The sequence below is a fragment of the Gordonia polyisoprenivorans genome, from assembly GCF_017654315.1.
Taxonomy (GTDB): domain Bacteria; phylum Actinomycetota; class Actinomycetes; order Mycobacteriales; family Mycobacteriaceae; genus Gordonia; species Gordonia polyisoprenivorans_A.
The window spans coordinates 3,638,818-3,662,079 of the sequence record NZ_CP072203.1 but is presented as its reverse complement, the minus strand read 5'-3'; the positions used below and the strand labels follow the sequence as shown (position 1 = coordinate 3,662,079).

Annotated in this window: 22 protein-coding genes; 14 read left to right on the top strand and 8 right to left on the bottom strand. The window is 66.8% G+C overall.

Annotated elements, in window-relative coordinates; translation table 11 throughout:
* Positions 1 to 127: 127 nt before the first annotated feature.
* Positions 128 to 1,024, top strand: a complete 897-nt coding sequence (locus J6U32_RS16435; RefSeq protein WP_244332044.1) for a LysR family transcriptional regulator — start codon at positions 128 to 130, stop codon at positions 1,022 to 1,024.
* A gap of 22 nt (positions 1,025 to 1,046) precedes the next feature.
* On the opposite strand, the gene J6U32_RS16430 is transcribed toward J6U32_RS16435, so the two are convergent.
* Both J6U32_RS16430 and J6U32_RS16425 read right to left on the bottom strand, forming a co-directional pair.
* The gene (locus J6U32_RS16430) at positions 1,047 to 1,715 is read right to left on the bottom strand and encodes a response regulator (RefSeq protein WP_208791266.1); all 669 of its coding nucleotides are present in this window, start codon (positions 1,713 to 1,715) and stop codon (positions 1,047 to 1,049) included.
* A complete protein-coding gene (locus J6U32_RS16425) occupies positions 1,712 to 2,854 on the bottom strand; it encodes a sensor histidine kinase (protein WP_208791265.1) in 1,143 nt (380 codons plus the stop codon). Before J6U32_RS16425 ends, J6U32_RS16430 begins: the two co-directional genes overlap by 4 nt.
* A gap of 153 nt (positions 2,855 to 3,007) precedes the next feature.
* Here J6U32_RS16425 and J6U32_RS16420 point away from each other — a divergent pair, with 153 nt between their 5' ends.
* The 3 genes from J6U32_RS16420 to J6U32_RS16410 are packed head-to-tail and all read left to right on the top strand — an operon-like array spanning position 3,008 to position 5,283.
* Positions 3,008 to 4,048, top strand: coding sequence for an ABC transporter permease (locus tag J6U32_RS16420; protein WP_208796170.1), 1,041 nt, complete (start codon positions 3,008 to 3,010; stop codon positions 4,046 to 4,048).
* On the top strand, positions 4,045 to 4,848 hold the full coding sequence (locus J6U32_RS16415; protein WP_208791264.1) for an ABC transporter ATP-binding protein: 804 nt from the start codon (positions 4,045 to 4,047) through the stop codon (positions 4,846 to 4,848). Before J6U32_RS16420 ends, J6U32_RS16415 begins: the two co-directional genes overlap by 4 nt.
* Positions 4,849 to 4,878: 30 nt before the next feature.
* Positions 4,879 to 5,283, top strand: a complete 405-nt coding sequence (locus J6U32_RS16410; protein WP_208791263.1) for a nuclear transport factor 2 family protein — start codon at positions 4,879 to 4,881, stop codon at positions 5,281 to 5,283.
* Between the two features lie 11 nt (positions 5,284 to 5,294).
* Here the strand turns inward: J6U32_RS16410 and J6U32_RS16405 are convergent, their stop codons facing one another.
* Positions 5,295 to 5,867, bottom strand: a complete 573-nt coding sequence (locus tag J6U32_RS16405; protein ID WP_208791262.1) for a PadR family transcriptional regulator — start codon at positions 5,865 to 5,867, stop codon at positions 5,295 to 5,297.
* A 124-nt stretch (positions 5,868 to 5,991) separates the two neighbouring features.
* Between J6U32_RS16405 and J6U32_RS16400 the strand changes: the two genes are divergently transcribed.
* Together J6U32_RS16400 and J6U32_RS16395 are read left to right on the top strand one after the other, a co-directional pair.
* A complete protein-coding gene (locus tag J6U32_RS16400) occupies positions 5,992 to 7,035 on the top strand; it encodes an LLM class F420-dependent oxidoreductase (RefSeq protein WP_208791261.1) in 1,044 nt (347 codons plus the stop codon).
* An 18-nt stretch (positions 7,036 to 7,053) separates the two neighbouring features.
* Positions 7,054 to 7,569 (top strand): FKBP-type peptidyl-prolyl cis-trans isomerase, encoded by a 516-nt coding sequence (locus J6U32_RS16395; protein ID WP_208791260.1) that lies wholly within the window; start codon positions 7,054 to 7,056, stop codon positions 7,567 to 7,569.
* A gap of 4 nt (positions 7,570 to 7,573) precedes the next feature.
* On the opposite strand, the gene J6U32_RS16390 is transcribed toward J6U32_RS16395, so the two are convergent.
* The 4 genes from J6U32_RS16390 to J6U32_RS16375 form a co-directional block, all read right to left on the bottom strand.
* Positions 7,574 to 9,961: an ATP-binding cassette domain-containing protein gene (locus J6U32_RS16390; protein ID WP_208791259.1), complete on the bottom strand. Its 2,388-nt coding sequence runs from the start codon at positions 9,959 to 9,961 to the stop codon at positions 7,574 to 7,576.
* A gap of 68 nt (positions 9,962 to 10,029) precedes the next feature.
* On the bottom strand, positions 10,030 to 10,443 hold the full coding sequence (locus tag J6U32_RS16385) for a VOC family protein (protein ID WP_208791258.1): 414 nt from the start codon (positions 10,441 to 10,443) through the stop codon (positions 10,030 to 10,032).
* A 10-nt stretch (positions 10,444 to 10,453) separates the two neighbouring features.
* Positions 10,454 to 10,951 (bottom strand): helix-turn-helix transcriptional regulator, encoded by a 498-nt coding sequence (locus tag J6U32_RS16380; protein ID WP_425324069.1) that lies wholly within the window; start codon positions 10,949 to 10,951, stop codon positions 10,454 to 10,456.
* The gene (locus J6U32_RS16375) at positions 10,920 to 11,372 is read right to left on the bottom strand and encodes a MaoC/PaaZ C-terminal domain-containing protein (protein ID WP_208791256.1); all 453 of its coding nucleotides are present in this window, start codon (positions 11,370 to 11,372) and stop codon (positions 10,920 to 10,922) included. Before J6U32_RS16375 ends, J6U32_RS16380 begins: the two co-directional genes overlap by 32 nt.
* Before the next feature lie 298 nt (positions 11,373 to 11,670).
* Here J6U32_RS16375 and J6U32_RS16370 point away from each other — a divergent pair, with 298 nt between their 5' ends.
* From J6U32_RS16370 to J6U32_RS16350, 5 genes are all read left to right on the top strand, one after another.
* Entirely contained in the window at positions 11,671 to 12,378 is a 708-nt protein-coding gene (locus J6U32_RS16370; RefSeq protein WP_208791255.1) for an acetoacetate decarboxylase family protein, read from the top strand.
* A 163-nt stretch (positions 12,379 to 12,541) separates the two neighbouring features.
* A complete protein-coding gene (locus J6U32_RS16365) occupies positions 12,542 to 14,014 on the top strand; it encodes a class I adenylate-forming enzyme family protein (protein ID WP_208791254.1) in 1,473 nt (490 codons plus the stop codon).
* 126 nt (positions 14,015 to 14,140) lie between these two features.
* On the top strand, positions 14,141 to 15,979 hold the full coding sequence (locus tag J6U32_RS16360; RefSeq protein ID WP_208791253.1) for a DUF3556 domain-containing protein: 1,839 nt from the start codon (positions 14,141 to 14,143) through the stop codon (positions 15,977 to 15,979).
* Positions 15,976 to 17,397: a phytoene desaturase family protein gene (locus J6U32_RS16355; protein ID WP_208791252.1), complete on the top strand. Its 1,422-nt coding sequence runs from the start codon at positions 15,976 to 15,978 to the stop codon at positions 17,395 to 17,397. The genes J6U32_RS16360 and J6U32_RS16355 overlap by 4 nt, the downstream gene beginning before the upstream one ends.
* On the top strand, positions 17,394 to 18,692 hold the full coding sequence (locus tag J6U32_RS16350) for a PucR family transcriptional regulator (RefSeq protein WP_208791251.1): 1,299 nt from the start codon (positions 17,394 to 17,396) through the stop codon (positions 18,690 to 18,692). Before J6U32_RS16355 ends, J6U32_RS16350 begins: the two co-directional genes overlap by 4 nt.
* Here the strand turns inward: J6U32_RS16350 and J6U32_RS16345 are convergent.
* Entirely contained in the window at positions 18,673 to 18,999 is a 327-nt protein-coding gene (locus J6U32_RS16345) for a hypothetical protein (RefSeq protein ID WP_006372791.1), read from the bottom strand. The two genes, J6U32_RS16350 and J6U32_RS16345, sit on opposite strands and share 20 nt — an antisense overlap.
* A 109-nt stretch (positions 19,000 to 19,108) precedes the next feature.
* Here J6U32_RS16345 and J6U32_RS16340 point away from each other — a divergent pair, with 109 nt between their 5' ends.
* The 3 genes from J6U32_RS16340 to J6U32_RS16330 all read left to right on the top strand — a co-directional run bounded on the left by J6U32_RS16340 (position 19,109) and on the right by J6U32_RS16330 (position 23,238).
* A complete protein-coding gene (locus J6U32_RS16340; protein ID WP_244332042.1) occupies positions 19,109 to 20,353 on the top strand; it encodes an esterase/lipase family protein in 1,245 nt (414 codons plus the stop codon).
* A 340-nt stretch (positions 20,354 to 20,693) separates the two neighbouring features.
* A complete protein-coding gene (locus J6U32_RS16335) occupies positions 20,694 to 21,197 on the top strand; it encodes a DinB family protein (protein ID WP_208791249.1) in 504 nt (167 codons plus the stop codon).
* Between the two features lie 355 nt (positions 21,198 to 21,552).
* On the top strand, positions 21,553 to 23,238 hold the full coding sequence (locus J6U32_RS16330) for an HNH endonuclease signature motif containing protein (protein ID WP_244332040.1): 1,686 nt from the start codon (positions 21,553 to 21,555) through the stop codon (positions 23,236 to 23,238).
* Positions 23,239 to 23,262: the final 24 nt, after the last annotated feature.

Genomic DNA, 23,262 nt, shown 5'->3' with positions numbered 1-23,262 from the left:
CGTCGCCACCGACGCTATCGACATCGTCCGACGCCCACCACGACCGATTCGCGAACGGCGAGATGATCGTGGCGGTCATCGGCGCACCCGGCGGATGGCGATGGTTCGGTGTCCTATCGTGAAGGTCGTGGACCTGCCCCATCTGCGCTACTTCGTCGCCGTCGCCGAGGAGCGCAGCTTCACCCGAGCCGCCGCCCGGCTGCACATGGCGGCCTCGCCACTGAGCCAGCGCATCAAGGACCTCGAACGCGAGTTGGGTGCACCGCTGTTCATCCGCGCGCACCATCGGATCGACCTCACCGATGCCGGTGAGGCGCTGCTGCCCCGCGCCCGCGACATCCTCCACCGGGTGGACTCCTTGCCCGTGGTCGTGGCCGACGCGCAGCGGCACACCCTGCGGCCGGCGGTGATCGGCATCGCGCCGGAGGTCTCGCCCACCGTGCGGGACAACGTTCTCGACACGCTCGCCGACCGCCACCCGGACATTGCCGCACAACTGCTGCCCGCGAGCACCGCACCGTTGCTGCGGGATCTGCGTGCCGGAGCGGTGGATGTCGCACTCGTCCACGGTCCCGTCGCCGGCGAGGGAATCGACAGCCTGCTCCTCGAACGCAGCCCGGTCGGCGTGGCTGTCGGCACCAAGATCCTTGGGGAACAACGGGATTCGATCGCTCTCGGCGAACTGTCGCACGTGCCGTTCGCCTCGATCAACCACGAGGCCGCACCCGAGATCTATCGCAACCTCGACCGGCTGCTCGACCGACACGGCGTCCGCAAGCGAATCACGTTGCCCGACGACAACTTCGCGGGCCTTGCGCATCTGGTTGCCAGTGGCCAGGCCTTCACCCTCATCTCACTCGGCGAGGGAATCGGTGGCCGGATGTTCGCCAGTGAGGCCGTGCAGGTCATCCCGCTGCGTGACACCCGCGCGCACATCAGCACGGTCGCGGCGTGGTCACACCGTCGTGCCGAGACCGAACCGCTGATCGCCGACCTCGTGGACGTGGTCAGCGCGCTGGGCTAGCCGGGGCGACCGTCGAGCGTGCTCAGCCGATGAGGCCGTCGCGTCGGGCCCGGTTGACCGCAGCGGTTCGTGAACGCACACCGAGTTTGGAAAAGACATGCACGAGATGGGATTTGACGGTCATCTCGCTCAGCAGCAGGCGTCTCGCGATCTCCCGGTTGCTGTGTCCGGCGGCGACCTCGACGAGCACGTCGATCTCGCGCGCGGTGAGTACCGCGTCGGCCGGTGCCCGCATCCGTGACATCAGGCGCGTGGCCACCATCGGCGACAACGCGCTGTCGCCGGCAGCTGCGGCGTGCACCGCGGCGATGAGTTCGGTGGGTGGGGTGTCCTTGAGCAGATAGCCCGACGCGCCGGCTTCGATGGCCGCAAGGATGTCGGCGTCGGTGTCGTGGTTGGTGACCACCAGCACTCGGGGCGCCGGTCGCAGCGTCAGCAGTCGTCGGGTGGTCTCCACCCCGGACAATCCCGGCCCGAGCCGCAGATCCATCAGCACCACGTCGGGTAAGGGAGCGGGCGGCGTGCACCGGGCGATCGCCTCCTCACCGGTGGCGGCTTCCCCGACGACCCGGATGCCGTCCGACTCGGTGAGCAGCGCACGCAGACCGGCTCGAACGATCGCGTGGTCGTCGGTGATCAGGACGCAGATCGGAGGTACCGAGGACGAGGCCCGGTCGGTCGGTGCGGTCATCGGAGTCCGGCCTCGACCCGGAAGCCGACCGCAACCGAGGTGTGGCCGGGTTCGGAGACGACGTCGAGGTCGCCGCCGAGCTCGCGCACGCGTCGGCGCATCGTCGTCAGACCGAAGCCCGGCGTGGCCTCGGGGTCGAAACCCACTCCGTCGTCGACGATGTCGAGATGGACCTCGTCGGTGCTGTAGGTGAGGGTGACCCGCAGGACCCTTGCCCACGCATGCTGCACGACGTTGCCGACGGCGCTCTGTGCCACCCGGACGAGCGCCGCCTCGATCGGCATCGGCAGCCCGAACGGCTCACCGTCGACGACGAACCGGGTACGCAGGCCGTGACCGCCCGCGTCATCGGTCACCCGTTGTAGTGCCGCACCCAACGAGCGTCCGTCCAGCGGTGCCGGGGTGAGTGCGTCGATGAGTCGCCGGGTCTCGGCAAGGGCGTCGGCGGCCGCGGTCCGCGCGGTCTGCAGCTCCGGCGAGCATTCGCCCGCCCGGCGTTCGGCCGCGTAGGTGAGCATCTGGATGCTCGAGAGACTCTGTGACACGGTGTCGTGGATCTCGCCGGCGAGTCGCTCCCGTTCCCGCGCCCGGCCCACCTCCTGCTGCTCGGCGGCGAGCTCGGCGCGGGTGGCGAGCAGTTCGTCGATGAGGCGTTGTCGGCTGCGTACCTCGTCGAAGAGTCGCCGGTAACCGGCCGAGATCACCACCGCCACCGCCGCTCCGAGGACCGGCCCGATCGCCGCGGCCACCGACCAGCCGCCGTGCAGTCCGAATCCCACCACGGCGGCCGCCGTGGACACCGCGACACATGTGGTACCCCAACGCATCCCGGCCAGATGCAAGTAGAGGAAGAACATCACGAACACCAGGTAGACCGCGTCGTCGCTGGCGGACAGGCATCCCAGCCACACGAGGCTGAGCGCGGCGAGCCACCACCACCCGGCACGGCTCGAGCGCACCAGCACCATCCCGGAGGCGTAGATCGCGAGCCACAGCGCCGCCAGTGTCACCGCCGCCACCGACGTCGTGCCCCCGCTGCTCACCGCACGGACCGCGACCACCACCGCGAGCACGGCGGCCATGGCGTGCAGGGCCAGGCGCAGGGCGGTGAAGACCGGGGCCAACGGTGAGAAGTGCATGTCGATCCAGTTTATCGACGGTGCACCGCCGCGCATCCATCGAAAGTGCGAGTCACCGGCGACGAACGATGCACCCCGTGACCCTCCAACTCTCGACGCGCGGTGCCCCCGATGCCCGCCACACTGGCAACCGACCACCCGAAAGGACTTTCCATGTTCGTCGCCATTCGTGATCTCCGAAGAGCGAGAGGACGATTCGCGCTCATCACCCTGGTCGTGGTGCTCGTGTCCGTGCTCGTCACCTTCCTCGGTGGACTCACCGCGGGACTGCGCCACCAGAACATCTCGGCCCTGCAATCCCTGCCCGGTTCGACGATCGTGTTCGCCGACACCGGGTCCGCGCCCTCCTTCGATCAGTCGGTGCTCACCGCCGCGCAGATCACCATTTGGCAACACAACTCCGAAGACGCAGTGCCCGTGGGTATCTCGCGGGACAGCGCGACGTCGACCACGCATACCGATCCGATGCCGGTGGCGCTCTTCGGCCTCGGCGGAAACGACCGCCCGATCGCCGGCACGGCCGACGTCGCGGCGCCCATCGCCTCGTCTCTCGGCCTCCACCCCGGCCAGACGATGCAGGTCGGCGGGCGGACGATGACCGTCGGACGAATCGTCGGCGACCAGTGGTACGCGCACAGCCCGGTCATCTACCTTCCCATCGACGCGTGGCACGACCTGGCACCACAGTCGGGCGCGGCGACCGTGCTCGCGGTGACACCACGTGCCGGCACCGACGCACAGTCCGTGGCCACCTCGAGCGGCACCATCACCCGCTCCGGCTCCGATGCGCTGTCGGCGCTGGCGTCCTACCGCGCCGAGAACTCGTCGCTGACGCTGATGACGGTGATGCTGCTGCTGATCTCGGCACTGGTCATCGGTGCGTTCTTCACCGTGTGGACCGTGCAACGTGTCCCCGACATCGCGGTACTCAAGGCGCTCGGGGCGTCCACCGCGTCGCTGGTGCGAGACGCCCTCGGCCAGGCCGTGCTCATCCTGATAGTGGGATGCGGCCTCGGGGTGGCGCTCGCCGTCGGTGGCGGCACACTGCTGGGCTCGACCCCGTTCGTCGTGACCACCTCCACCACGCTGGTGCCCGCGCTGGCCACGATCGGGCTCGGCGTCCTCGGCGCCGGCGCGGCACTGCGCTTCCTCATCACCACCGATCCCCTCACCGCACTCGGGAGCAACCGATGACCACGCCACGACACGTACCGATCCTGACACTGCAGCACGTGACGATGACCTATCCCGACGGCACCGGCCACCTCACCGCCCTCGACGACGTCGGGGCAACCTTCGACGCCGGAACGATCAGTGCCGTCACCGGCCCATCGGGATCCGGGAAATCCAGCCTGCTCGCCGTGGCCGGAGCGCTACGCCGGCCCGACAGTGGAGGCGTTCTGCTGGCCGGCAGAGGCCGTCCGGCCAGTGATGGCGGGACGGTCGATCTGGCACAGGTGGTCGATCTGGCACAGTTGAGCGCGTCGGCGGCCACCAGGGTGCGCCGCGAGCGCATCGGTCTGGTCTCCCAGCAGCCCAATCTGCTTGCCTCGCTGACCGTTCTCGAGCAACTGCAGGTGACCGCGCACCTCGGACAACCCCGGGTGGTCGGCGCAGCACGGCGCCGCGCCACCACGGCTCGGGCCCGCGACCTACTGGCCGCTGTCGGTCTGGACGGAATGATGCACCGGCTCCCTGCCCACCTCTCTGGCGGACAGCGTCAACGGGTCAACATCGCGCGGGCCTTGATGAACGAGCCCGACCTCCTGCTCGTCGACGAGCCCACCTCGGCGCTCGACACCGAGCGCGGGGCACAGGTGCTCTCGATGCTGGTCGATCTCACCGCCGCCGCGGATACCGCAACGATTCTGGTCACCCACGATCGGACGCACCTCGCGCGTATGGACGCCGTGTACCGGATGGTCGACGGCGTCTTGTCCCCCAGCGATGCTGGACACACCGACGCGGGGCGGTCTACTGTCGGCGCCAGATAGTCAATTAATTGAGTAAGGAGTCGTGATCGAATGCACCCGTTCCGCGAAGCGGTGGAGAACCGGGACATGGCAGCCGTCGACGAGCTTCTCGCCGAGGACGTGACCTTCATCAGTCCGGTCGCCTTTGCGCCCTATCAGGGCAAACCGATCACCGCAGCCATCCTCCGCGGCGTGCTCCGGGTGTTCGAGGACTTCCGGTACGTCAAGGAGTTCGGTGCGCCCGGAGCGCCCGACCATGCCCTGATGTTCGAGACGACGGTGAACGGCAAGGCGATCACCGGCTGCGACTTCCTTCATCTCGACGCCAGCGGCAAGATCGACGAGTTGATGGTGATGGTCCGACCGTTGTCCGGGGCCACCGCGCTCGCCGAGGCGATGGGTGCGCAGTTCGACAGGATACGTGCCGAGGCCGAAAGCGGAACCGAAAGCGGATAGGCGCGCCGTGCTCAGTGCGGCGGCTCGGTCCGGTCGAGGCGCGCGGACAGGACGTCGGCCGCACGGCGACACCACGCCGCGTTCTCCCGCTCGAAGGCGATGCCGCGTAGACCCGTGAGATACGGTCCCACGCGCGGACTCTCGGCCAGATACCGGTCCTCGGACATCTCCCCGCGCATCTTGGCGAGCAGCGATTCGATCAGTTCTGCCTTGGCCAACGCGTGCGCCCGGCGAGCATGCAGGGTGTCGATCAGGGTGGCCACCTCGCCGACATCGCACGCCCGCACCTTCACCAACAGGTCGTCGCGCACGAAGGTGGGTTTGGACGCGGCCGAGACGAAGTCGACGAGTGCGGCACGCCCGGCGTCGCTCAGGGTGAAGACCCGCTTGTTGGGTCGGCCCTGCTGGGTCACCTCACGCCCGCGGATCAGGCCGTCAGCCTCCAGACGCGACAGTTCGGCATACAACTGCTGCGGCGTCGCGAACCAGAAGCTCGCGACCGCCACGTCGAAGGTCTTGGCCAGCTGGTATCCACTGGCTCCGTCGTCGAGGAGTTCGGCGAGGATCGCGTGACGCAACGACATGCACCCAGGGTAGTCAACTAATTGCCCTTATTGGGTATTGAGCCGGGCTCCGTCGCGGGATACCGTCGAGGAACGCGTCGCTCGCCCATGCCGGGCGGCGCCTCACGCGCCGCGAAGGAGAATGATGAAACTCGGACTGCAACTGGGATATTGGGGTGCGCAGCCGGCACCGAACCACCACGAACTCGTGCTCGCGGCCGAGGAAGCCGGATTCGACGCGGTCTTCACCGCCGAGGCGTGGGGCTCGGACGCCTACACCCCGCTGGCCTGGTGGGGCGCCTCGACGCAGCGGATGCGGTTGGGCACCTCGGTGTTGCAGCTCTCGGCGCGCACGCCCACCGCCTGTGCGATGGCCGCCCTCACCCTCGACCATCTCTCCGGCGGTCGCCACATCGTCGGTCTCGGTGTGTCGGGTCCGCAGGTCGTCGAGGGGTGGTACGGGCAGAGGTTCGAGAAGCCACTGGGACGCACCCGCGAATACGTCGACATCATGCGGCAGGTGTGGGCGAGACAGGCGCCGGTGGTCAGTGCCGGTCCGCACTACCCGCTGCCCTACACCGGGCCGGGTGCGACCGGGCTGGGCAAGCCGCTCAAGCCGATCGTTCACCCGCTGCGGGCCGACATCCCGGTGATGCTCGGCGCCGAGGGCCCCAAGAACATCGCTCTCGCCGCGGAGATCGCCGACGGCTGGCTACCGCTGTTCTACACGCCGCGGATGGCCGACACCTACAACGCGTGGCTCGACGAGGGATTCGCCCGGCCCGGTGCCCGCCGCAGTCGTGAGGATTTCGAGATCTGCGCGACCGCCCAGATCGTCATCACCGACGACCGCGACGCCTCCTACGCCGCGATCAAACCGTTCCTGGCTCTCTACATGGGCGGAATGGGCAGCGAGGACACCAATTTCCACGCCGAGGTCTATCGGCGGATGGGCTACGGCGAGGTCGTCGACGAGGTCACCTCGCTGTTCCGGTCCGGACGCAAGGACGATGCGGCGGCGATCATCCCCGACGAGGTGGTCGACGATTCTGCGATCGTCGGCGATGTCGATCATGTCCGGGAACAGATCGCGGTTTGGGAGAAGGCGGGTGTCACCACGATGCTCGTGTCCCCCGGCAGCGTCGAGGAGGTGCGCCGTCTGGCGTCATTGGTTGCCGAGACCGGGTAGGTAGTAGCGTTGCGCGGCATGCGCATGCTTCGAGGGGTCCTCGCGTCGATCGCCCTTCTCACCGTGGTGATGGTGGCCGGATGTAGCTCCTCGTCCGACGACGGGCCGCCGAGTTGGTCGCTGAACGGATCGACCGGACGGGTCACGGTGACCGCGGCGAAGAACGACACCTCGGCCCCGCAGGTGTCGATGACCACCCCGTTCGCGGTCACCGAGACGCAGGTGCACACGCTGAGCGGTGGTGACGGCCAGACCGTTGGTGACGGTGCCAAAGTCACCGTCAACTACGTCGGCGTCGACGGACGCACCGGACTGCAGTTCGACAGCAGCTACACCCGCGGCCAGCCCGCGCAATTCTCACTGGCCGAGGTGGTTCCGGGATTCAGCAAGGCGATCGCGGGCCAGCGTGTCGGCTCCCCCGTCGCGGGGGCGACCGCCCCCGCCGACGGCTACCCCGACGGCAATCCCTCGGCCGGGATCAACGCCGGGGACACGCTGGTCTTCGCGATCGTCATCGTTTCTGCCGACGGCTGAGCCGTCAGGCGCCGACGTAGTCGGCGAGGTGACGGCCGGTGAGTGTGGTTCGCTCCGAGACCAATTGGGCCGGGGTGCCGGTGAACACCACCTGACCGCCGTCGTGTCCGGCTCCCGGCCCGAGGTCGATGATCCAGTCGGCGTGGGCCATCACGGCCTGATGGTGTTCGATGACGATCACCGATTTCCCGCCGTCGACCAGGCGATCCAGTAGCCCGAGCAGCTGCTCGACATCTGCCAGATGAAGGCCCGAGGTGGGTTCGTCGAGAATGTAGACCTCACCCTTGTCCCCCATCTGTGCGGCGAGTTTGAGTCGCTGACGTTCCCCGCCGGACAGTGTGGTCAACGGTTGCCCGATCCGCAGGTAGCCCAGCCCGACGTCGGACAGCCGCTGCAGGATCTTGTGTGCAGCGGGGATTTTCGCGTCACCGTCGGAGAAGAACCGCTCGGCCTGGGCCACCGACATCCCGAGTACCTCGTCGATGTCGGCGCCACCGAAGGTGTAGCCGAGCACCTCGGCCTGGAATCGCTTGCCCTCGCAGACCTCGCAGATCGTCGAGACCCCACCCATCATCGCCAGGTCCGAGTAGACGACGCCCGCGCCTTTGCAGTTGGGGCACGCGCCCTCCGAATTGGCGCTGAACAGAGCCGGTTTGACGCCGTTGGCCTTCGCGAACGCTTTCCGGATGGGCTCCAGCAGGCCGGTGTAGGTGGCGGGGTTGCTACGTCGCGAGCCCTTGATCGCACCCTGATCGATGCTGACGACGCCGTCGCGCCCGGCCACGGACCCGCCGATGAGCGAGCTCTTCCCCGATCCGGCGACGCCGGTCAGCACCACGAGCACACCGAGTGGGATGTCGACGTCGACGTCCCGGAGATTGTGGGTGTCGGCGCCACGCACCTCGAGTGCTCCGGTCGCCTCGCGCAGGGTGGTCTTGAGTGTCGCGCGATCGTCGAGGTGGCGGCCGGTGAGGGTGTCGGCGCCGCGCAGTCCCTCGACGCTGCCCTCGAAGACGATCTGACCGCCCTCGGTGCCCGCGCCCGGACCGATGTCGACGACGTGGTCGGCGATCGCGATGGCCTCCGGTTTGTGTTCGACGACGAGCACGGTGTTGCCCTTGTCGCGTAGTTGCCGCAGGAGGTCGTTCATCCGCTCGATATCGTGTGGATGCAGCCCGATCGTGGGTTCGTCGAACACGTAGGTGACATCGGTCAGTGATGAGCCCAGATGACGGATCAGTTTGGTGCGCTGCGCTTCTCCGCCCGACAGCGTGCCCGCCGGTCGATCCAGGGAGAGGTAGCCGAGACCGATGTCGACGAAGGAGTCCAGCAGTTCCGACAGTGCGGTCAACACCGGGGTCACCGATGCGGTCGACGATCCCTGCAGGCCGCGGACCCAGTCGGCGAGGTCGGTGATCTGCAGGGCGCAGACGTCGGCGATGCTGCGGCCGTCGATCTTCGATGACCGGGCGAGTTCGGACAGCCGCGTGCCGTCGCAGTCGGGGCACACGGTGAAGGTGATCGCACGGTCGACGAAGGCTCGGATGTGCGGTTGCATCGCCTCCCGGTCCTTGGCGAGCATGGATTTCTGGATCTTGGGGATCAGACCCTCGAACGTGACGTTGATGCCCTCGACCTTGATCCGCTTGGGTTCGGAGTAGAGCAGGATGTCGAGTTGTCGTTTGGTGAACTTGGCGATGGGTTTGTCTGGGTCGAAGAATCCGCACTCGCGATAGATGCGCCCGTACCAGCCGTCCATCGAGTAGCCGGGAATCGTCAGTGCGCCCTCGTTGAGGGATTTGGTGTCGTCGAAGAGTGCGCTCAGGTCGAAGTCGGAGACCTCGCCCCGCCCTTCGCATCGCGGGCACATCCCGCCGGTGATGCTGAACTCCCTGCGTTCCTTGACTTTCCGTCCACCACGTTCGATCTCGACGGCTCCGGCGCCCGACACCGAGGCGACGTTGAACGAGAACGCCTGCGGCGAGCCGATGGTGGGCTCACCGAGACGGCTGAACAGGATGCGCAACATGGCGTTGGCATCGGTGGCGGTGCCGACCGTCGACCGCGGGTTGGCGCCCATGCGTTCCTGGTCGACGATGATCGCCGTGGTCAGGCCCTCGAGCACGTCCACGTCGGGCCGGGCCAGGCTCGGCATGAAGCCCTGGACGAAAGCACTGTAGGTTTCGTTGATCATCCGCTGCGATTCCGCGGCGATCGTCGCGAACACCAGCGAGCTCTTCCCCGATCCAGACACCCCGGTGAACACCGTCAGGCGCCGCTTGGGGATCTCGACGTCGACGTTGCGCAGGTTGTTCGCCCTGGCTCCGTGGACCCGGATGATGTCGTGGGTGTCGGCGGGGTGGGGCGTCGATCTCGTCGGCGTCCGGCTCATCGATTCTCCGTTGCGGTCGGGCTTCTCGGGTGGGGTGGCAAGGTCTCGGGCGTCACGTGGCCCGGGTGTCAGGGCGTCTGGTTGATGCGCAGCAGGTTGCCCGTCGGGTCCCGAAATGCGCAGTCGCGCACACCGTACGGCTGATCCATCGGTTCCTGGATGACCTCGGTACCGGCAGCCTGGAGTTTGTCGAACAGTCCCTGGAGGTCGTCGGTGGCCAACGTCAGTGCCGCGCCATAGGTGCCCTTGGCGATGAGATCGAGGATCGTCTCACGCTCCTGTTCGGTGATGCCGGGATCGACGGCGGGTGGGTGGAGCACGACGGCGGTCTGTGGCTGGTTCGGGGGTCCCACGGTGAGCCAGCGCATGCCGGAGTAGCCGACGTCGTTGCGCACCTCGAATCCGAGGGTGTCGCGATAGAACCCGAGCGCCGCGTCGGGGTCGGTCTGCGGGAGAAAGGTGTAGTGAATCGTGATGTCCATGCCGACAACGCTAGCCGCGCCCGGCCGGCGAGACTTCTCGATTCCTGACCGGTCGGGTGACCTGTGTGGCCAGACATGTCGGAATGCCGACGGTCTCGTCGGCGGCGCGACGTCGGTACTCGGTGGGCGGCATACCGACGAGCTCGGCGAAGCGGGTGCTGAAGGTTCCCAGCGACGAACATCCCACGGCGAAACAGATGTCGGTGACCGACAGATCGCCCCGGCGCAGCAAGGTCATCGCGCGTTCGATACGCCGGGTCATCAGGTAGGAGTACGGCGATTCGCCATACGCACGCTTGAATTCTCGGCTCAGATGTCCCGCCGACATGGCGACGCCGCTTGCGAGTGCCTCCACATCGAGGGGCTGGGCGTGGTCGCGGTCGATCCGGTCGCGCACCTGTCGGAGCCGGCGCAGGTCTGCCCTCCGCCGATCGCGGTCTGGCTTCGCGGTCACATGGACGATCCTCGCATATTCCTCAGCGAGCAGGCCGGGACCGAAGGTAGACATCGGCGTCGAAGCGCAGGACCGCCACCCCGGACTGATTCACCAGTTCGGTCGTGTAGGTCACCAGGCCACGGCCGCGCGCGTCGAGGTCGACGGACTCGATCCGCATGGATCCGGACAATGTGTCCCCGGGGCGGACCGGTGCCAGGAACTCCATCTCCCGGAGCCGACGCCCGGCGATCACGCTCCACGAACGCAGGACCGAGCTGACGGCGAGGCGCTGTGCGATCGCCAGACTGTGGATTCCGCTGGCGATCAGGCCACCGAATGCGCCCGACTCGGCGGCTGCCCTGTCGATGTGAAACGTCTGCGGATCCCACTGCGATGCGAAGTCGACGAGCTCGGTCTCGGTGACCGTATGAGCGCCAAGATCCTGGCACTGACCAGGCTGGAGGTCGTCGGCGTACACGGTGGGATCGGTCATCGCTGGGGGTGCTCCTCGGGTGTCGGGCGGTGTGGTGGCGGGCGGGCTCGGCCGTCGGTGAAATTCTTTTCGACGATGTGTAACGCGATCGCCACCCTCGACGATCTCACCTATGACTCCGACCGAGAGTGCCAGACCCCCGACCCGGCATTCTCGGTCGGAGTCTCTTGTTGTGGTGGACTCCCCTCTTGTGGTGGGGCCTCCCGCCGTGCACATGGCTGAGACGTATCGGTAGGTTCGTCCCATCAGGGTGTTGCGCTGCGGCGTGACCCGACCATCGGCCAGGGGGTAACAACTGATGACGACCACCAGGATTCCGGTCAGCATCGATCGGGCGTGGCATGTCGGCGCCGACGGGGTGAGTTACCCGCCCGAACCGTGGTATCTCGGTGGTGACGCTCTCATGTCGGCGTTCGTCGTCCCGCGCGCCGACCTACCGGCCGAGGCGTTCGGGGTCATACCCTCCGGAGCCCGCCTGCTGACGGTGGCGGGCAAGGTTCTCGTCGTCGCCGCCGTCCTGCACTACACCGAGGGCGGGGTCCTGCAATACGAAGAACTGCTCACGACCTATCCGGTGGTGTCGGTGCGCCACGGTGTCCGGGTCAGCATTCCCGACATCTGGGTGACCAGCCCGAACTCACGCACGGGTGGACGTGAGCTCTGGGGAATCCCCAAGCACCTCGGCGAACTCACCCGTGAACGATCCGGGCGCCGGATCACCACCGCGATGACCGCGGACGGCCGCTATGTCGCCAGCCTCGAGGCGCAGCTCGGGCCGCGCCTGCTTCCCGGATCGCATCAGATCCCGTTACCCACCGCTCAGGTGCTCGAGGGTCGTACCTCGTGGTCGACCAACCGGATCGTCGCCCGGCTGCGCACCGCGCGGACGCGGTGGACCTTTGCCCCCGACGGACCGCTCGGGTATCTCGCGGGTCGTCGCTCGCTGGTCAGCGTCGCCACCACCGACGCCGCGGTCTTGTTCGGTACCAAGGTTTCTCACAACTGACCTGCTCCTCGCGCAACCACGAGCGTTCTTCCGGGAGCCGTCCCCTCGAGGTTGTCCTCCGCGCACAAAGGCATCGCCGAACTCTGGCTTGCGGGACCGTTTCACATCACATCTTCCCGTTCTAGTGTCATAAGTCACAGACACGGCGAAAGGGTATGCACCAGTGACCAGCTCCTCGTTCTTCGCCTGGGATCTCCGAGATCGCGGCGACGCCCCGTGCGTCGCCGATGACACCGTCGAACTCAGTTATCGCGACTTCGCCGACCGGGTCGACGCGTGCGCACAGGCGCTGCAGCGACTCGGCGTCACGGGTGGTGACGTCGTGGCGACCGTCCTGCCGAACCGTGCCGAACTGCTCGTCGTCCTGATGGCCGCGTGGCGCCTGCGCGCGGTGGCGACCCCGGTCAACCCGACCTTCACCGCCGACGAGATGCGCTATCAGCTCGACGATTCCGACGCGGTGGTCGTCGTGTCCGACGTCGCGGATCTGCGGGCCGACCGGAGAGTGCTCCACGTCGACGACCTGCCTCCGGCTCCCACCTCGGGGTGGCGGGCACCGAACGAGGCCGCCGACGCCGACGATGCCCTGCTGATCTACACCTCCGGATCGACGGGACGTCCCAAGGGGGTTCGGCTGTCCCACGCGAACCTGCACTACATGGCGACGGCGATGGCACACCATCTCGAGCTCGGCGCCGACGATCACGCACTACTGATCCTGCCGCTGTTCCACGTGAATGCGATCTGTGTGAGCTTCTTGGCGCCGGTCCTGGCCGGCGGACGACTCAGCATCACCGGACGGTTCTCGGTCTCGAGGTTCTTCGACGACGTCGAACGTCTACGACCCACCTACTTCTCGGCCGTGCCGACCATCTATGCCCTGCTGGTCTCCCACCCCGACCTCGAGCGCCGGGCGCAGGCGCTCGACTCCCTGCGCTTCGCGATCTGTGGCGCCGCACCGATTTCCGCCGAACTCCTCGATCGCGTCGAGAACAGTCTGCGGATCCCGATTCTCGAGGGTTACGGACTCACCGAGGGCACATGCGCGTCGACGTGCAACCCGCGTCACGGGATTCGCAAGCTCGGCACCGTTGGGCCGGCCATCGAGGGCCAGCGCATCCATGTGGTCGGACCCGACGGTGCCGACCTACCCACCGGTGCCGTCGGTGAGGTGGTCATCACCGGACCCAACGTGATGCGCGGCTATCTCCATCGTCCCGAGGCCACCACGAACACCGTCATCGACGGCAGGCTGCACACCGGCGACGTCGGCCGTCTCGATGCCGACGGCTACCTGACACTCGTCGACCGCATCAAGGACATGATCATTCGCGGCGGAGAAAACCTGTATCCCAAGGAAATCGAGAACGCCCTCGCCACCCATCCGGGAGTCCTCGAGAGTGCTGTCGTCGGTGCACCCCATCCGGTGTACGGAGAGATCCCGATCGCGTTCGTCGTCCCCTACCCCGATCACCCCGCCGACGCCGACGCCCTCACCCGGCACCTCGGGTCGCTGCTGACCAAGGCCAAGATCCCCGAGTCGATCCACGTCGTCGAGGCCCTCCCCCGAAACCCGGTGGGCAAGATCGACAAACCCGCTCTCCGTCGACAATTCGCAACGCCGACGGTGCTGTAGAACCGCCCCCGATCGCGTTCTCCCTCCTCCCCCCCGAACCGGCCGCGCACGACGGCGTCGGGTCGGCCGAACGCGTCCGCACCCCGAAACCACCCATCAATTCCGCCTCACCCCGAAGGAGTACCCATGGGATTCACCACCCCGGATTTCCCGCCCGTGGAACCGGAGACCTTTCTGGACAGACCGTTTCTCGACCGGCTGCGCGTTCTCGGCGCGCACTGGGCCGAATACGGCTTCGGCACGCCCAAGATGGTGCACACGATCTACCTGCTCAAGGTCGGCGTGCTGTATATCGTTGCGGGACTGTGTATCGCAACGCTCAGTTCGGGATTCAACGTTGTCGACGTCGGCTCCTGGTGGAACGAACTGATCGTGTATCAAAAGGTGGTCCTGTGGACCGTCCTGCTCGAAACCCTCGGGCTCGGCGGGTCGTGGGGTCCGCTGGCCGGCCATTTCAAGCCGATGACCGGCGGGTTCCTGTTCTGGTTACGGCCGGAGACGATCCGCCTGCCACCGTGGCCGGGACGCGTACCGTTCACCAGAGGTGATTCCCGAACTGTCGCCGATGTCGTGATCTACGCGGCAATCCTGATCAACATCATTGTCGCACTGGCACTCCCGGGCGTTTCGTCATCGTCGATGAACTCGGTCGTCGCCGGTGATCACGGCGTGGTGAATCCGGTGGTCCTCTACCCGCTGATCGCGCTCTTCGTGGTCATCGGGTTGCGCGACAAGGTGATCTTCATCGCGGCACGGTCCGAGCAGTACCTGCCGGCACTGGTGTTCTTCGCCTTCCTGCCCTACGTGGACATGATCCTGGCGCTCAAGCTCCTGATCGTCTCCGTCTGGGTTGGTGCCGGCATTTCCAAACTGGGACATCACTTCTCGATGGTCATTCCGCCGATGCTGTCCAACACCCCCTGGCTGCCGTTCCGGTCGATCAAACGCGCCCACTACCGCGACTTCCCGCACGACATGCGACCGTCGCGACTCGCCTCGGGGGTCGGGCACGTCCTGGGCACCATCGTCGAGATCGTGACCCCGTTGGTGCTGCTGTTCTCCACCAACAAGTGGCTCACGCTGGCGGGCGTGGTGCTGATGGTCTGCTTCCACCTGTTCATCTTCTCCACCTTCCCCCTCGCGGTCCCGCTGGAATGGAACATCCTGTTCGCCTACGCGTCGATCTTCTTGTTCTGGGGACACCCCACGTGGGACGGCTTCGCGCTGGCCGACACCACCATGCCGTGGGTGCTCGCCCTGATCGCCGCAGCGCTGTGCTTCTTCCCGGTGCTGGGCAATCTCCGTCCGGACCTCGTGTCGTTCCTGCCGTCGATGCGGCAGTACGCCGGGAACTGGGCGTCGGCAACGTGGGCCTTCGCCCCGGGCGCCGAGGACAAACTCGACCGGTGCGTGGTCCGCTCCTCGAAGAACACCAGGACCCAGCTGCTCGCGTCGTATCCACCGGAGGTCGCCGACGTCGTCATGCACCAGATGATGGCGTGGCGTTCCCTGCACAGTCAGGGGCGTGCGCTGTTCTCGCTCATGATGCGTCACCTCGGCGACGACATCGACACCTACACTCTGCGAGAGGCCGAGTTCTCGTGTAATTCGCTGGTGGCCTTCAACTTCGGTGACGGACACCTGCACGACGAGAAGATGATCGCGGCCCTGCAGCGCCGGTGTGACTTCGCGCCCGGTGAGTTCACGATCGCCTGGATCGAGTCGCAGCCCATCCACAAGGGCACCCAGCGCTACAAGGTGATCGACGCTGCACTCGGCGTCATCGAGACGGGCACCTACCGGGTCGCCGACGCGGTCGCCGAGCAGCCGTGGTTGCCCAATGGGCCGATCCCGGTGCAGGTCGACTGGACGCTCGACATTGACGCCCGCCGCGCGCTCACCGATCCTGAGATCGTGACCGAACCCCGGATGCGCTCGACACCCTCGCGGCAGGTGCAACCGTGACGACTGCCGTCGTCGTCGGCGGCGGGCCCAACGGGCTCGCCGCCGCCCTGCATCTCGCGCGCAACGGCGTCGAGGTCACCGTTCTCGAGGCCGCAGACGAGGTCGGCGGGGGTAGTCGGTCGGGCGAGCTGACCGAACCCGGCCTCATCCACGATCACTGTGCGGCCTTTCACCCACTGGCCATGGGCTCGCCGTTCTGGCGTAGCGTCGGCCTGGAGTCCTACGGCTTGACCTGGTGCCTCCCGGACATCGACTGCGCCCATCCGCTCGACGACGGGACCGCGGGACTCCTGTATCGCAGCATCGATCAGACCGCCGACGGACTCGGCCCCGACGGTCGGCGTTGGCGTCTGGCCCTCGGTGACCTCGCGCGCGGCTTCGACGAGCTGGGCGAGGACCTCCTTCGTCCGATCGTGCATCTGCCGCGGCATCCGTTGCGGCTGGCGGCATTCGGGCCACGTGCGGTACTGCCCGCGACCGTGATGGCCCGCTGGTTTCGTACCGATCGTGGTCGGGCGTTGTTCGCCGGTATCGCCGCGCATGCATTCACCCGGCTCGACCGGCCGCTCACCGCATCGCTGGGCATGATGATCGCGGCGAGCGGACATCGTCACGGTTGGCCGGTCGCCCGCGGGGGGTCCGGTGCGATCGTCGCCGCCGCGGCCACCGCGATCGGTGACCACGGCGGCAAGATCGAGACCGGCACACTGGTCTCGGCGCGCTCCGACATCCCGCCGGCCGATCTGGTCTTGCTGGATCTCTCACCCGCGCAGGCGCTCTCGATCTATGGTGACCAGATGCCGGGCAGGGTGAGACGCGCGCTGGCGCGCTACCGCGTCGGGTCGTCGGCGTTCAAGGTCGACTACGCCATCGACGGCGACATCCCCTGGACCACTCCCGACTGTGGACGCGCGGGCACCGTTCATCTCGGTGGTGATGCCTCCGAGGTGTGGCACACCGAGCGGCAGCGGGCCGCCGGGATCATGGCGGACAGGCCCTTTGTCCTGCTCGGGCAGCAGTATCTCGCCGATCGATCGCGGAGCCGTGGCGGACTCAATCCGATCTACGCCTACGCCCACGTACCCCGCGGATACGACGGCGACGCCACCGACGCGGTGACCGCCCAGATCGAACGTTTCGCCCCGGGATTCCGCGATCGGATCGTCACCGTGCGTAGTACCGGTACCCGTCAATTGCAGTCCTATAACTCCAATTTCGCTCTCGGGGACATCATCGGCGGAGCCAATGACGGGCTGCAGATGCTGGCGCGCCCACGACTGTCGGCCAACCCGTATGCGCTCGGCGTCGATGGCGTCTATCTGTGTTCCCAGTCGACGCCGCCCGGTGCGGGCGTGCACGGATTGTGCGGTTATCACGCGGCGTCGGCGGCCTTGGCATCGTTGCGGGGGCGCCGGTGACCGAGGCCGATGGTGATCGAGGGGCGCGGGCGCGCGCCCGGTTGGCCCGCATGCCCGCGACTGCCGATGCCGAATTGCAGGAGGTGGTCACGGCGATCGCTCGCCGGCTTCGTGCGCAAGAGGCCACCATCGTCGCGGACCTGAGCGTCAAGATTGCCCGCGAGATCGACCATCTGGATGCGGATCCGAAGCTCGTCGAGATGCTTGAGGCAAGTGTGCACGGCAACGTCTCGACGATCATCCACGTTCTCGCCAACGACATCCCGGTCGATCACCTGCAGCCGACGACCGCCGCGGTCGAGTACGCACTGCGCCTCGCTCAACGCGACGTTCCGTCGAATTCTCTTGTGCGCGCCTATCACCTGGGTCAGAACGAGGTGATGTTGTTGTGCTATCAGATGATCGGCGAGCTGGGCCTGGACGCGGACCGGGCCATGGCGGTCACCCGACACATCTCCGGGGTCATGTTCGGGTACATCGACTGGATCACCCTTTATGTGTTCCAGGCGTACGAGGACGAACGCCGTCGCTGGCTCGGCGCCGACGCCACGCTGTCCTCGACCGCGATTCGTCGGGTGCTCGACGGCACCGACACCGACGGCCGCACATTCACCGAGCAGACCAGATACCGGTTGGACCGCGCGCATCTTGCTGCGATCATCTGGTCCGACGACGACGGTGTGGATCTGCGGCGCCTGCATCGCGGCGCCGAGGAACTCGCGGTTCGGCAGCGTGCCGACGGGCCGCCAATTCTCACGGCCGTGGACCGTTCGACGATCTGGGCCTGGATACCGCTACGCACGGTGTCGGCTGAGCGTCCGGTCGGAGAGATCGACCTGCCGCCCGGACTGCGGGGCGCATTCGGTCTGGTCGGTGAGGGCGTCGACGGATTCCGACGCAGTCATGAGCAGGCTCGCGGAGCCTATGCGGTGGCGATCATGCCCGGTAGTGGCACCGGATCGGTCGTGGGGTTCGCCGATCGCGGGGTCGCCATCGCCTCGCTGCTCGCGCAGGATCTCCCCGCCGCCGCGGCCTGGGTGCGGGAGATGCTCGGTGGTCTCGCCGACGACTCACCCACGGCGGCGACGCTGCGCGAGACACTCTCGGTGTTCTACGCGACCCGAGAGAGTCATCTGCACACCGCGACCCGCCTCAACCTGCATCGCAACACGGTCAAGTACCGCGTCGGCAAAGCGCTGGCCGCAGTACCAGAACATCGCGATCGGCTCGATCTCGCCCTGGCGCTGACGGTCTGTGAACTGTTGGGGCCCAGCATCATCTCCGGTCCGGCCTGACCCGACCGGGGCCATCGGCGGGACGCAGGGCCCACGCCGGCACCCAGTGGGTGACCGACTCCTGCCGGTCGCGTGCGCTCAGGGTGTAGGTCACCTTGCCGTACCACTCGCCCCACTCCGACAGTCCCCACTCGGTGAGGACGCCGGTGGCGACCTTGCGGATCTGCAATCCGTCGGGGTGGTAGGTGCCGCTGTGGTGCGGCGTCTGCGGATACAGCGCGTTCAGATCGATCAGCACCGCTCGATGGCCGACGCGCACGAACGCGGGCCGGTGGGGTCGCCCGCTGTCGCCACCGATTCGAGCCATACCCACGCATGCGATCATATGTTCGATCGCCGCCGTTTATCCAACCGCCGACGCACGTATCCATGCCATCACGGAGATGAATCGAGTGAACGAACGTACACTGAGATCCATGAGCAGCAGGCAGTTGGTCGGTGAACAGGGAGAAGTCCGTGCGCTGGCACGACTGGGACTGAGTGAACTGGGTAAGGCCACCGTCGGAATCGCGCGGGTACACCGCGCCACCTCGGCGGCGGTGTTCGGCACACTCGACCTCGCGATCGGCAGGTCCGTCGCACCGGTGCGCACCGTGCACGACGCGGTCAGCGAAGCGGTCTACACCTCGATCACCGGAGTGCTCGACTCGGCCACGATCGTCGCCGACGCGTTGCCCGAGACCGGGCATCAGCCGACCACGACGGTCCGCGGTGCGGCCATGATCGGCATCCTCGACGGACTCATCGGTGATGCCCTCGACGACGACCACTCCCCGCTGGCGCCACGGATGGCGCCGCGCGTCGGTGGCTCACCGGTCACCGTGACCACCGACGGCTTGGCCGCCGCGTATCCGCACGCCACCGGACACCTCGTGGTGTTCCTACACGGGCTGATGGAGACCGAACATGCCTGGCGGCTCGGTGGACATCCGACCTATGGAGCGCGGCTCGCCGACGATATCGGCGCCACCGAGGTGCAGATCCGCTACAACACCGGCCGCCATATCAGCGACAACGGTGCGACCCTCGCCCGATTGCTGAGCGAGATGGTCTTGCTGTGGCCGGTACCGGTCACCCGTATCTCCCTCGTGGGGCATTCCATGGGCGGCCTGGTCATCCGCAGCGCATGTCACCTCGGCACGCGCAGCCGCGCGCCGTGGGTGCCACTGGTGACCGAGACGGTCAGTCTCGGCTCCCCGCACCTCGGTGCGCCCCTGGCGCGGGGGGTGCACGCCGCGTCGTCGGCGTTGCGCATGTTGTCGGTGACCCGACCGTTCGGCGAGTTGTTGCGTCGGCGCAGTGCCGGTGTCCGAGATCTGTTCCACGGCAACGTCATCGCCGAGGATGGACCATCGGCGGATCCGGATGGTTGGTGGCAGGCGCCCGGCGCGGACGTCCCACTGCTCGCCGGCGCCCGCCATCTGTTCGTGACGGCTTCCCTCTTCGGCAATCCGCGCCACCCGCTCGGCCGCTTCATCGGCGACGGTCTGGTTCTGACGCCAAGCGGTCGAGGATTCCATCGCTCCCGGCGGATCGGATTCCGCGACGAGGACGGCATGCACCTGGGCCGCGCGAACCATTTCACGCTGCTCAACCACGACGAGATCTACCTGTGGCTCCGTGACGGACTCCGTCCGCTGCGAGCGCTCACCGCCGGCTAGGGCACGGCTAGGGCGTGTCTCCCAGGTCGAGCGGATTGTTCTGATGTGACAGCCCGTGGCGCGCGAGCCTCAGCTACGGTGAGCAGCCTGCGGCGAGCGCGTACGGCATACTAGATGCCGACTGGGCACTTCTTGCTCAGTCAGTGGCTGCAGGCCTGATGATGCATCACCCTCCAACCGCATTCAACCGTCACCTCGACGAAGGAACTCCCTCCGTCGCTTCCTGCGGCCGTTCCAGGCGATTTCCTTGCGCCCTGGTCATCGGGAGCGTGCCAACTGCGGACAAACCCCATAGGCCATGCCAAGTGTCACGGCCCCTACAAAAGGTCAACGAAAACTGATGTCTATCAACATGATTACCGCCGGAGACGAACGACTGATCCTGAACAGCATGCTCGATCACAACCGTCGAGCGCTCGTCGAGACCGTGCGAGGTCTCGACGAGATGAGCGCGCGCCTGCATCTGGTTCCTTCGCTGACCACGCCCATCTCGTTGATCAAGCATGCCGCGGCCGCCGAACGGATCTGGTTTCAGCGCTTCTGGGCAGGACTTGAGGAACAAGAATGCGATGGCTACTCGCGCCGCGACGAAGGCACCTTCACAGTGGCCGAAGACGAGACATTGGAGGAGGTGATTGCCGAGTTCGAACGTGCCGGGACACGCTCGCGAGACATCGCTGCCCGCTTCTCTCTTGACGACATCAAACGTCAACCCCGTGAAGGGCTGGTCAGCATGCGCTGGACACTGGTCGCTATGATCACCGAGTTCGCCCGCCACGCGGGTCACGGCGATATCCTCCGCGAACAGATCAACGCGGTCGGCCACCACCACCCCGGCACATAGACCTGTAGTGGTGGGTGACCCGCATGCGCCCACAGTGAGCCTTAACGTTGAAGCCCTGGTATTCACTGGGGTGATCGTCGATCTCGGCGGGGTCTTGGAATCGTCGACACGATGGACTTCATCAGCGACCGACAGGTGAACTGGGTTGTACTCCAGACAATTTCGCCGCGCGAACCAGCGATCTATAGGCGGCGGGTGCCCTTGGCCCACTATCGGCTTGAGCCATCAGCCCGAAAGGCGCGCAAACCTGCGAACCAATTGACGCTATGTATTGAGGTTGAGGTCTTCGGCGGGTATACTCGAACATGTATTCATGGGGTGATACATTCGAGTATCGCGCGAGGGGGTGATCGCGGTGGCCGATGTCGATGGTGGAAAGGATCCGTCGGCTGCTGCGGACATGCTGGACCTGTACGCGCAGCTGCATGGTGTGCTCGACCGCATTGCTGCCGCATCGCCACACGTGTTGTCCGATACCGACCTGGTGACGGTCACCGAGGAACACGAACGCGCCGCTCGGCGGATGGAATCGGTGAGTCAACCCGCACTGATCGAGGTCGAGAACCGCGGCGTGTACCGGAAGCTGGGTTTTCAGAACATCTCCGGCTTTCTGAGCCGCCGATTACGGATCACCGACACCTTCCGCCGTAAACGCCGGTTGCAGGCGTTGGGGCAGTTCACCTCACCGACCGGTACGCCGTTACCGCCGTCGGCACCGACCCTGGCCGACGGTGTCGCCGACGGAGTTCTCGGCCCGGACCACGTCCACGCGGTCCTCGACGTGCTCCGCAAGATCCCGGTGGCGTTGCCCGCCGAGGTCCACACCGCAGCGGAGCAGACGTTGGGTCAACTGGCACGCGAGCACACCCCCGCGGAGTTGGGGGTCCTCGGGCAACAACTGCTTGCACGGGTCGATCCCGACGGCGAGCTGACCGAACCCGCCGACCGGGCCCGGCAACGGCAACTATGGTTGGGTCGTCAAGACGCGCAACAGATGTCGATGATCAAAGGCCGCCTGGACCCGGCCACCCGAGCGATGTTCGATGTGGTGCTGGCGTCATGGGCGGCCAAGGGCGTCAACAATCCCGACGACGAGAACTCCCCGCACGGATCCGTCCAGGACGCCGACCCAGAAGCGTTGGAGGCCGCGGCCCAACGCGATACACGCACCACCGCACAACGCCAGCATGATGCGTTCCGTGCCCTGCTCCACGCCGCCCTCGACGGCGGGTTACCGGGTAAGAGTCATCGGGGTCTGCCGCCGCAGTTGATCGTGTCGATCACCTCCCAGGAATTACGCGAGCAGGCCGGTCTCGGACGTACCGCCTCCGGTACGACACTGCCGATCGGCGATGTGGTGGAGGTGGCGGCGCGGGCGCAACTGTATTTGGCGGTGTACGCCGATCATTCGTCGGAGATCTTGTATTTCGGGCAAGCCCGTCGGTTCGCCTCACGGGGCCAGCGGCTGGCCCTGGCCGATTCCTACGGGGGCTGTTCGCATCCGGACTGTTCGGCGCCGATGGTGCACGTCGAAATCCACCACGCCGCCCGTGACTATGCGCGGGGCGGGAACACCGACATCCACGATCTCGCCCCGGCATGCGGTGTGCACAACAGGATGGTCGGCCCCGACGCCGGCCAGTACACCACCGAACTGATCCGCAGTGGCCCCGACGCCGGACGCTTCGGCTGGCGACTCAACACCGAACCCGGCCAGCCACAGAACCCGTTGCGGGTCAACAAGTTCTTTCGGATTGACCGGACGTTTCGGGCCGCGGTCGAACACATCCGAGACGCGGCCGGCGTACCGGCCGACCCGCCACCACCACCGGTGTCGAGGTGCGAAGCCCGCCTCGACGCCGGGGTGCAGCGAGTCGTGCACCGCGAAGCCAACAGCCGCCACGGCCACCGACGGACCGGCCCACACGATCACCCACCACCCGGACCGAATCCACCCGGGCTGGGCCCACCCGACCGTCATCGACCACAGGCACCACGAGGCGACATCAACTTCTTCCTCGCCCACCCCGACGCAGCCTGACCAGGCCAACGAGCCGACAACCAC

Bases quoted from the DNA above. Each gene is read 5' to 3' on its own strand.
- J6U32_RS16370 (WP_208791255.1), top strand. From the start codon at position 11,671: ATGACGACCACCAGGATTCCGGTCAGCATCGATCGGGCGTGGCATGTC.
- J6U32_RS16340 (WP_244332042.1), top strand. From the start codon at position 19,109: ATGAGCAGCAGGCAGTTGGTCGGTGAACAGGGAGAAGTCCGTGCGCTG.
- J6U32_RS16415 (WP_208791264.1), top strand. From the start codon at position 4,045: ATGACCACGCCACGACACGTACCGATCCTGACACTGCAGCACGTGACG.
- J6U32_RS16360 (WP_208791253.1), top strand. From the start codon at position 14,141: ATGGGATTCACCACCCCGGATTTCCCGCCCGTGGAACCGGAGACCTTT.
- J6U32_RS16410 (WP_208791263.1), top strand. From the start codon at position 4,879: ATGCACCCGTTCCGCGAAGCGGTGGAGAACCGGGACATGGCAGCCGTC.
- J6U32_RS16395 (WP_208791260.1), top strand. From the start codon at position 7,054: ATGCGCATGCTTCGAGGGGTCCTCGCGTCGATCGCCCTTCTCACCGTG.
- J6U32_RS16335 (WP_208791249.1), top strand. From the start codon at position 20,694: ATGTCTATCAACATGATTACCGCCGGAGACGAACGACTGATCCTGAAC.
- J6U32_RS16400 (WP_208791261.1), top strand. From the start codon at position 5,992: ATGAAACTCGGACTGCAACTGGGATATTGGGGTGCGCAGCCGGCACCG.
- J6U32_RS16385 (WP_208791258.1), bottom strand. From the start codon at position 10,443: ATGGACATCACGATTCACTACACCTTTCTCCCGCAGACCGACCCCGAC.
- J6U32_RS16345 (WP_006372791.1), bottom strand. From the start codon at position 18,999: ATGGCTCGAATCGGTGGCGACAGCGGGCGACCCCACCGGCCCGCGTTC.
- J6U32_RS16375 (WP_208791256.1), bottom strand. From the start codon at position 11,372: ATGACCGATCCCACCGTGTACGCCGACGACCTCCAGCCTGGTCAGTGC.
- J6U32_RS16390 (WP_208791259.1), bottom strand. From the start codon at position 9,961: ATGAGCCGGACGCCGACGAGATCGACGCCCCACCCCGCCGACACCCAC.
- J6U32_RS16420 (WP_208796170.1), top strand. From the start codon at position 3,008: ATGTTCGTCGCCATTCGTGATCTCCGAAGAGCGAGAGGACGATTCGCG.
- J6U32_RS16430 (WP_208791266.1), bottom strand. From the start codon at position 1,715: ATGACCGCACCGACCGACCGGGCCTCGTCCTCGGTACCTCCGATCTGC.
- J6U32_RS16425 (WP_208791265.1), bottom strand. From the start codon at position 2,854: ATGCACTTCTCACCGTTGGCCCCGGTCTTCACCGCCCTGCGCCTGGCC.
- J6U32_RS16380 (WP_425324069.1), bottom strand. From the start codon at position 10,951: ATGTCTACCTTCGGTCCCGGCCTGCTCGCTGAGGAATATGCGAGGATC.
- J6U32_RS16405 (WP_208791262.1), bottom strand. From the start codon at position 5,867: ATGTCGTTGCGTCACGCGATCCTCGCCGAACTCCTCGACGACGGAGCC.